Raw genomic sequence first — 249 nt, forward strand, 5'->3', positions numbered from 1 at the left:
GCACTGATAACGGATCGTTGACACAGTAGCATCAGTTTTCTCAATGAATGTTAAACGGAGCTTAAACTCGGTTAATCACATTTTGTTCGTCAATAAACATGCAGCGATTTCTTCCGGTTTGCTTACCCTCATACATTGCCCGGTCTGCTCTTCCAATGACCACATCCAGAGGCTCTTCAGGAAATGCGCGACTGACACCTGCTGTCACGGTAATGTTGATATGCCCTTCAGAATGTGTGATGGCATGGT

General features: G+C 45.4%; 1 protein-coding gene. It reads right to left on the reverse strand.

Annotated features, from left to right (window positions below; translation table 11 throughout):
• Positions 1 to 61: 61 nt before the first annotated feature.
• Positions 62 to 249, reverse strand: a 188-nt coding sequence (locus FN960_RS24540) for a diguanylate cyclase domain-containing protein (protein WP_143850854.1), incomplete at its 5' end; no start/stop codon positions are given.

It is taken from the genome of Alkalicoccobacillus porphyridii, from assembly GCF_007293315.1.
GTDB lineage: Bacteria > Bacillota > Bacilli > Bacillales > Bacillaceae_D > Alkalicoccobacillus > Alkalicoccobacillus porphyridii.